The 7431-nt window shown below is 47.1% G+C and carries 9 protein-coding genes; 4 read left to right on the top strand and 5 right to left on the bottom strand.

What is annotated here, in order from left to right; genetic code table 11:
- From JGK20_RS16745 to JGK20_RS16730, 4 genes are all read left to right on the top strand, one after another.
- Positions 1 to 2767, top strand: a 2767-nt coding sequence (locus tag JGK20_RS16745; protein ID WP_293231445.1) for a glutamate synthase-related protein, incomplete at its 5' end; no start/stop codon positions are given.
- A 220-nt stretch (positions 2768 to 2987) separates the two neighbouring features.
- Positions 2988 to 3194, top strand: coding sequence for a hypothetical protein (locus tag JGK20_RS16740; RefSeq protein ID WP_293184475.1), 207 nt, complete (start codon positions 2988 to 2990; stop codon positions 3192 to 3194).
- Positions 3195 to 3242: 48 nt separating this feature from the next.
- Positions 3243 to 3440, top strand: coding sequence for a hypothetical protein (locus tag JGK20_RS16735; RefSeq protein ID WP_293184477.1), 198 nt, complete (start codon positions 3243 to 3245; stop codon positions 3438 to 3440).
- 3 nt (positions 3441 to 3443) lie between these two features.
- A complete protein-coding gene (locus JGK20_RS16730; protein ID WP_293193851.1) occupies positions 3444 to 3878 on the top strand; it encodes a hypothetical protein in 435 nt (144 codons plus the stop codon).
- A 214-nt stretch (positions 3879 to 4092) separates the two neighbouring features.
- Here the strand turns inward: JGK20_RS16730 and JGK20_RS16725 are convergent, their stop codons facing one another.
- The 5 genes from JGK20_RS16725 to JGK20_RS16705 all read right to left on the bottom strand — a co-directional run bounded on the left by JGK20_RS16725 (position 4093) and on the right by JGK20_RS16705 (position 7410).
- Positions 4093 to 4350 carry a type II toxin-antitoxin system HicB family antitoxin gene (locus JGK20_RS16725; protein WP_293193849.1) on the bottom strand — a complete coding sequence of 86 codons (258 nt, stop codon included), beginning with the start codon at positions 4348 to 4350 and terminating at the stop codon, positions 4093 to 4095.
- Positions 4325 to 4567 (bottom strand): DUF4926 domain-containing protein, encoded by a 243-nt coding sequence (locus tag JGK20_RS16720; RefSeq protein ID WP_293231442.1) that lies wholly within the window; start codon positions 4565 to 4567, stop codon positions 4325 to 4327. Before JGK20_RS16720 ends, JGK20_RS16725 begins: the two co-directional genes overlap by 26 nt.
- A 7-nt stretch (positions 4568 to 4574) precedes the next feature.
- Positions 4575 to 4910 (bottom strand): DUF6883 domain-containing protein, encoded by a 336-nt coding sequence (locus JGK20_RS16715; protein WP_293193845.1) that lies wholly within the window; start codon positions 4908 to 4910, stop codon positions 4575 to 4577.
- Between the two features lie 61 nt (positions 4911 to 4971).
- Entirely contained in the window at positions 4972 to 6621 is a 1650-nt protein-coding gene (locus JGK20_RS16710; protein WP_293231439.1) for a tetratricopeptide repeat protein, read from the bottom strand.
- Positions 6622 to 6675: 54 nt separating this feature from the next.
- The gene (locus tag JGK20_RS16705) at positions 6676 to 7410 is read right to left on the bottom strand and encodes an NB-ARC domain-containing protein (protein ID WP_293231436.1); all 735 of its coding nucleotides are present in this window, start codon (positions 7408 to 7410) and stop codon (positions 6676 to 6678) included.
- Positions 7411 to 7431: the final 21 nt, after the last annotated feature.

Below are 7431 nucleotides of genomic sequence, written 5' to 3'. Positions count from 1 at the left end.
TGAATGCACTTACATTCCCCCCTTGCTAGCAGTTGGTGCAGTTCACCACCACTTAATTAGCGTCGGGATGCGGATGCAAACTTCGCTGGTTGTGGATACCGCGCAGTGCTGGAGCACTCACCACTTCGCGTGTTTGATTGGTTACGGCGCGATCGCAGTTTGCCCTTACTTGGCACTGGAAAGCGTGCGCGGCTGGTGGTTTGACACCAAAACTCAAAACTTGATGGAACACGGCAAAGTTCCCAAGATTACGGTGACTGAAGCTCAAGCTAAATATCGCACAGCGGTAGAAAACGGCTTGCTGAAAATCATGTCGAAAATGGGGATTTCGCTGCTGTCTAGCTATCAAGGCGCGCAAATCTTTGAGGCGATCGGGATTGGCGCCGATTTGCTCGATTTGGGATTCAAAGGCACTGTGTCTCGAATCGGCGGTTTGAGTATCGCTGAACTTGCTAACGAGGTAATGTCTTTCCACTCTCAGGCTTTCCCAGAATTACTGCTGAAAAAGCTGGAAAACTTCGGCTTCGTGCAGTACCGCCGAGGTGGCGAATATCACATGAACAGCCCGGAAATGGCCAAGGCTTTGCACAAGGCTGTGGCTACATTTAAGGCTGATACTAACGGTAACGGTAACGGGGCCGAAGTCTCTCCCGCCGCGAGCGGGGACGCTCGCACTGAAGCAAAAACGGCTTACGATCATTACGAGGTTTACAAAAAACAGCTAGAAAACCGCCCGGTTACGGCTTTACGAGATTTGCTCGACTTTGCGAGCGATCGCCCTTCCATCCCCATCGAAGAAGTCGAATCTGTAGCAGATGTTGTCAAACGCTTCGCCACCGGCGGAATGTCCCTCGGCGCTTTGTCGCCGGAAGCCCACGAAACACTCGCCATTGCAATGAACCGCATCGGCGGCAAATCCAACTCCGGCGAAGGCGGCGAAGACCCGATTCGATACAATGTGCTGAACGATGTGAGCGCGGCCGGCTTCTCACAAACCCTACCTCACTTAAAAGGTTTGCAGAACGGCGATACAGCCTGTTCGTCAATCAAACAGGTAGCTTCCGGGCGTTTCGGGGTAACTCCTGAGTATCTGATGAGCGCCCAACAAATCGAAATTAAAGTCGCACAAGGTGCGAAACCGGGTGAAGGCGGTCAATTACCGGGGCCGAAAGTGAGCGAGTACATTGCCTATTTGCGCCGATCGAAACCGGGTGTCACTTTGATTTCGCCTCCTCCTCACCACGACATTTATTCGATCGAGGATTTGGCGCAGTTGATTTTTGACTTGCATCAAATCAATCCGAAAGCGGGTGTTTCGGTGAAGTTGGTATCGGAAGTCGGTATCGGCACTGTAGCAGCGGGCGTTGCGAAGGCAAATGCTGATGTGATTCAAATTTCCGGCCACGACGGCGGCACCGGTGCGTCTCCACTTAGTTCGATTAAACACGCAGGTTCTCCGTGGGAACTCGGATTGACCGAAGTTCACCGAGTGCTGATTGAGAACAAGTTGCGCGATCGAGTTTTACTGCGCGTTGACGGCGGCTTCAAAACTGGTTGGGACGTAATTATCGGCGCTTTAATGGGCGGCGAAGAGTACGGTTTCGGGACGGTAGCAATGATTGCCGAAGGCTGCATTATGGCTCGCGTTTGCCACATGAATAGTTGTCCTGTGGGCGTCACAACTCAACAGGAACACTTGCGAAAACGGTTCCCCGGAACGCCGGAACACGTGGTTAACTTCTTCTATTTCGTAGCAGAAGAAGTGCGGAGTTTGTTGGCGAAGTTGGGTTATAAGTCGATCGCAGATATCATCGGCCGCGCGGATTTGCTGAAAATGCGCGATGGGGTGAAACTAACTAAAACTCAAGCGATTAATTTGGATTGTTTGACGAAGTTACCGGATACTAAGGGCGATCGATCTTTCTTGGTGCACGGTGACGTTCACACCAACGGGCCTGTGTTAGACGATGATTTGTTGGCGGATGTTGAGATTCAAAGTGCGATCGCCAATCACGGCACTGTCAGCAAGAATCTAACATTGGTAAATACCGATCGCACTGTGGGAGCGCGTTTATCAGGTGCGATCGCGCTACAACACGGCAACACCGGCTTTACTGGTGAAATCACCCTCAACTGCACAGGTAGCGCGGGCCAAAGCTTCGGCGCGTTCAATTTGCCGGGGATGACGCTGGTACTGTCTGGCCAAGCTAACGACTACGTTGGTAAGGGGATGCACGGTGGCGAAATTGCGATCAAACCGCCGATTGGTGCGACGTATGATGCAGCCGAAAATGCGATCGTCGGTAACACTTGCTTGTACGGCGCGACGGGCGGAACGCTGTTAGCTGCGGGTAAAGCGGGCGAACGGTTTGCGGTGCGTAACTCAATGGCGAAAGCAGTCATTGAAGGTGCAGGCGATCACTGTTGCGAGTACATGACTGGCGGCGTCATCGTCGTCCTAGGAAAAGTCGGCCGGAACGTCGGCGCTGGAATGACTGGCGGCTTGGGTTATTTCCTCGATGAAGATGGCAATTTCCCGGCGCACGTCAACGGAGAGATTGTGAAGATGCAGCGCGTTTCTACGGCCGCTGGTGAGGCGCAATTGAAGGAGTTAATTGAGATGCAGCGCGATCGAACTAACAGCAAAAAAGCCGCGAAGATTCTCGCAAATTGGTCGGAATATTTGCCGAAGTTCTGGCAAGTTGTGCCGCCAAGTGAGGCGAATTCGCCGGAGGCTTCGGAGCAAAAGATTGCTGTGGAAGTTTAATTTTGCGGCTGGTTAAATAGATGAGGGGTGACGCGAGTTGCCCCTTTTTTGATAATTATTCTGGGTTTTTGAGCTGTAGAGTCGATCGCAACGCTGCGGTGTTATACTAAATGTCAGGTGTAACACCTGTTAACATAAGCAACTTTTAAAGCTATATGAAGACAGGTGTATTACCCGAGGACAAGTGTTTGAAGGTAAAGAGTAGAGATAATGGGTATTAATGTATGCGAGCAAACAAGCAATGCCTTCCAAAAAGCCTGTAATCACCATCCGAGTGAACCCCGAAGAATATGAGGTTTTGCAAGAATGGGCTGATTCCGAGTTCAGAAGTGTGCCCAGCTTAGTGCTGGCATTCGTTCGGAAAACGCTCTTAGAGCGCAAGCAGCAACACCCAGACTATCGAACTCAACAACCTAAATCTAAATGACCTTGCCATTGACACCATTCAAATGAACATTATGGAGATACGATCGTTGTGACCAATTCTCAACCAGAGGAAGTCACCTCAAGCCACTCCGTCACCGAACGATGGCGGTGTTACGCAATGCAGGAAAAATACGGCTGGCGACTGCTACGAATCAAACCGACAAAAGACTCAACCCTCAAATACTCCTGCATATTTGAAGGTGAAACCAGTTTTCCTAACTACATGGATGAAGACGAGGAGGATTAACAAATGGGCAGAAAATACATTATTTTTCGCGCTGACTGGACAGAAGAAGAAGGTGCCGAGAACAGACTTTTAGCTCACACCGGAGGGCTAACCGACATTTTGGCAGAGTATTTTGATTCATCAAATTCACCGATTCCCGAACCTGGTTATCGGCCGCTAGAGTTCCAAACTCTGACAGAATCTAAAGACACCCAAATAGCTGGTGCTGATACTCATTACCGCGTAGGCGACTGGGAAGTAATTAGAGTAGAAGAATACCAGACAGCCATCCCGAACAATGCCTTTGAGGCGATCGTGGTTTGCTACTGCAAATACTCCCCTGTTCAAACACCCTTGATACCGATGCCAAAATCTACGGTTTCAGTTGACTCCTTCGGTTCCGAGGAAAAATATCGGCAGTATCTCGAACAAACAAAGCAAGCAACAGCACTTGTTTAGAAATAATCTCGACTAGGAAGGTATGGAAATTTTCATACCTTTTTTGATTATTTGCGGTTGGCTAAAACAAAAGTGGCGATCGATCTCCCAATTCGTGCCAATTTTGCCTAGAATAGATATAACCTATGAAATAACATCTGTCATGCAAAGTTACACGATCGCAGAAGTCTGTAATCCACAGGCGACAATCTTTATTAATGATGTTTAGAGATGCTTATGCGTGTTGTAAAAATTGACCGAATAATTGCGGCTGTGGCAAGGGTTTACCATCAGCTACGGTCGATTCAGTGAGAAGTTCCAAAACCTCGCGGGCATTTTTTAATGCGTCTTCGTAAGTATCCCCGTGGGTATGACAATAGTCTCCCCATTCGGGAAAACTAACGACATAGCAGCTATCCTCATCTGACCACTGAATAATAATGGTGTAATGACTGTCTTCATGTAGGTTAGGCGTAGGCAGGAAGTGGCTCATAAACGAGTTGCATGAGTTTTTCTGAGGGAACGGTTTCCATTGCATAGGTATTGCCTTGAGCATCCGCAAAATCTACTAGATAAGCGCGATCGTTAAAGCTCATCAGAATCGTGCCAACTTGTCCAGGTCGGAGCAAAATTGGCTCAGAGGTTTCTTTATGGATTGCCTGAATTTCTTCGGTTAAGGCAACAACATCATACTCGTGTAACGTCATCATAGTATCCTCACTTATTGACAGGATAGGTATTAGTTAACCTAGGAAAGTCTTCATCGGTGCGAATCATCCAACATGACAGCACCCAAGAGCTTCCAGTTTCTGTAGTCATGAAAAATTTGACATCATACTGGGTTCCATAGTTGTCTGTTTTATAAATTTCTGCCTCCTGATTGACCGCACATTCTAATAAAGCGACTTCTAAAATAGCTTTATTTTCTAGTGTAATTCCCAATCGATTTCTAAACAGGATGGCTTTATCTTTTCCTTTGGGATGCTGCATATTTAGTGAGTATCGCTCAAGCTTGTCGCCAAGCAGTGCTTTCTCTCCGTTGGGTAGTTTCATCTGTTGAAATGGTATAAGTCACTTGGCTGGACATGAATCAAGCTGGCGTCTCCTCCATTTTTCATTTTTCATTCTCAATTTTTAATTGTAACGCCTCACATTCCACCGCCAACGAAATACCCAACTCTGTCGCCAGCGCTAACGCTTGCTGACAATACTGCCGCGCCATCTCAACCTCGCCCAAGCCTTGATGCAGTTCTGCCAAATTTTTCAGGACTTCAGCTTTACCTGCTAAATCACAAATCTCACAAAAAATTACCAATGCCACGTGCAAATTTTTCAGCGCATCTGAATACTGCTCTAGTTTAATTTGAGAGTTTCCCAAATTGCATAGGGCACCACCTTCTCCGCGACGATCACTAATATCATGAGCAATAGTTAGCCATTGCTGAGTGTAGTTAACTGCCTGCTGATATTTGGCTAGAGCATGATAGACAAGCCCTAAGTTTCCCAGGGCATTACCTTCTCCTCGACGATCACCGATGCTATGCTTGATCATCAAAGATTGCTCAGTGTGGTCAATCGCTTGCTGATACTTACCTAGACAATGATAAGCAAGTCCTAGCCCGCCCAAGGCATTACTTTCTCCTCGGTAATCGCCAATCTTACGGGAAATCGTCAACCATTGTTGAGCATACTCAATCGCTTGTTGATAATCGCCCAACCTACGGCAAGTGAGTCCTAATCCACCCAAGGCGTTACCTTCTCCCAAAAAATCGTTAACTTTACGAGCTATTGTTAGACTTTGTTGATAAAAATATATTGCCTGAGAGTATTTAGACATATGAAAATTGTAATTTCCTAGCATTAGGTAACAAGTTATATCTGTGTCAGGAGTTACTTTGTTGAGTAGTTTCAGGCATGATTTTTCTCCATCTTTGTAGTAGCTCCAAAACTCTAGTTGTCTAGGAATATGAACTTTTGAAAAAAATTCTAAAGGTGTTAAGAGAATTTTTCTAGCCTCTTCCCAATTTCTGATTTCGCAGTAATGGTCAAACGCTTCCAGATAACCACGCACGGTTTCCAATTTGGGTGCATTAGGTGAAGGTTTGTAGGCAGTCAGCCATAGATCGGCTGCTTGACGTTCGGCAGATGTCCAGACCACTGTATCGGCTTTCAGCAGCTCGTAGGCGACGGAGCAAATCAAATTGTGTTGGCGAATATCGGTGCCTTCTTTTTCAATCAGAGTACGATCGCCTAAAACTCGATAAGCCACTTTTTGCTGTTGAGAAGATCGATCGCTAATCATCGCCAACCAAAACTTTTTCGGAACCGGGCGACGAAACACCGCACTGCGACAGAGTAAATCCAGAGCATCCGCAGGGAGTTGTTCTAAGGATTTCTTGATGCGTTCTCGGACTTTGCGATCGAGGGCTTCGTTGTATTCCGTTTCATCCAAGCGAGTCGCTTGTAGTTCCCTCGCAACTTGCTCAAATTCTGGTTGATAAATTTGCCAATAGCCGGAAACATTGCCTGCAAATTCCTGCAAAATATCTTCAGCAATCACCTTCAAAACCAGCGGATGACCTTCATATATCTTGGCGATGCGGGTGAGGATATCTTGGTTAGAAGGTTCAACAATTACCCCGCGTTTGGCAAAGAATTCCAGTTGTTCTAGCTGCAACAGCCCATTCAGTCGGTATTCTGCCCAAGTATTCGGGTAGCGATCGCTAAATTCAACCAGTTCCGTGGGAAGCGCTTGCGCCGTCAATACCAAACGGCTGACAACATTGGAATCGGTAAGGAAACGCTGAAGAAAATTTGCTCAATAAGCATCAACAAATTCAGTCGGCTGTTCGGGATTTAGCAAGCGTTCCAACGAATCGATTTGAATCCAGTAGGAATGAGATTGCAGCTTTTGCAAGAGTCGTTTCGATAACCGATCGGGATTATTCCGTTCCTGGGGATCGAGTTCGCGATCGCCCAATTTAGCTAACAATTCAGCAGCAACAGAGGCAAAATCTGGGCTTTGTCCCTCCAAAATTTCCAGATAAATCCATTGAAACGATCGCTCTTTCTCCCAGGTTTTACTAGCTAGACATTCTCCCAGCGTCGTTTTGCCAATCCCAGAAATACCCTTAATCCACAACAACCGAGTCTGTCCTTGCAATTTTGGCAGAAGTTCTTCAACGATCGATTCACGTCCCACCCAAGTTTGCGGATTGTACGTCGAAAAATTAGGGAAGAGGAGAGATTCAGAACAAGAAGGAGAAAGGCGATCGGTATTTGGAGAAATTAGGTCAGGCTGATACTGAGCGCAGAGAGCGATAAGCAGTGGTAACTTTCGCTCACCACTCCTCGGATCGTCTGCTTCGTTTTGCAATCCCTCAATTTTAAAATCCTTGTAAAGTTGTCGTCGGTGCTGAGTCAGAGCGTCTGGACTCACTCCCACCTCCGCCATGATTTTTTCGCGGGTGTCACCTCTCAGAATTCCTAAGAGGACTTGTTTACGTTTTGTTGGCAGATTATCAAACACTTCCAGGAATTTTTCTCGTCTCATCACAACTTTCCCCCCAAACTG

Origin of the sequence: Microcoleus sp. PH2017_05_CCC_O_A, from assembly GCF_020738785.1 — a bacterium.
Lineage (GTDB): Bacteria > Cyanobacteriota > Cyanobacteriia > Cyanobacteriales > Microcoleaceae > Microcoleus.
This window is presented reverse-complemented; position numbering and strand designations above follow the sequence as displayed.

What these genes read in the sequence shown, in the direction of transcription:
- JGK20_RS16740 (WP_293184475.1), top strand. Translation starts at nt 2,988, where the DNA reads ATGTATGCGAGCAAACAAGCAATGCCTTCCAAAAAGCCTGTAATCACC.
- JGK20_RS16730 (WP_293193851.1), top strand. Translation starts at nt 3,444, where the DNA reads ATGGGCAGAAAATACATTATTTTTCGCGCTGACTGGACAGAAGAAGAA.
- JGK20_RS16725 (WP_293193849.1), bottom strand. Translation starts at nt 4,350, where the DNA reads ATGAGCCACTTCCTGCCTACGCCTAACCTACATGAAGACAGTCATTAC.
- JGK20_RS16720 (WP_293231442.1), bottom strand. Translation starts at nt 4,567, where the DNA reads ATGATGACGTTACACGAGTATGATGTTGTTGCCTTAACCGAAGAAATT.
- JGK20_RS16715 (WP_293193845.1), bottom strand. Translation starts at nt 4,910, where the DNA reads ATGAAACTACCCAACGGAGAGAAAGCACTGCTTGGCGACAAGCTTGAG.
- JGK20_RS16705 (WP_293231436.1), bottom strand. Translation starts at nt 7,410, where the DNA reads ATGAGACGAGAAAAATTCCTGGAAGTGTTTGATAATCTGCCAACAAAA.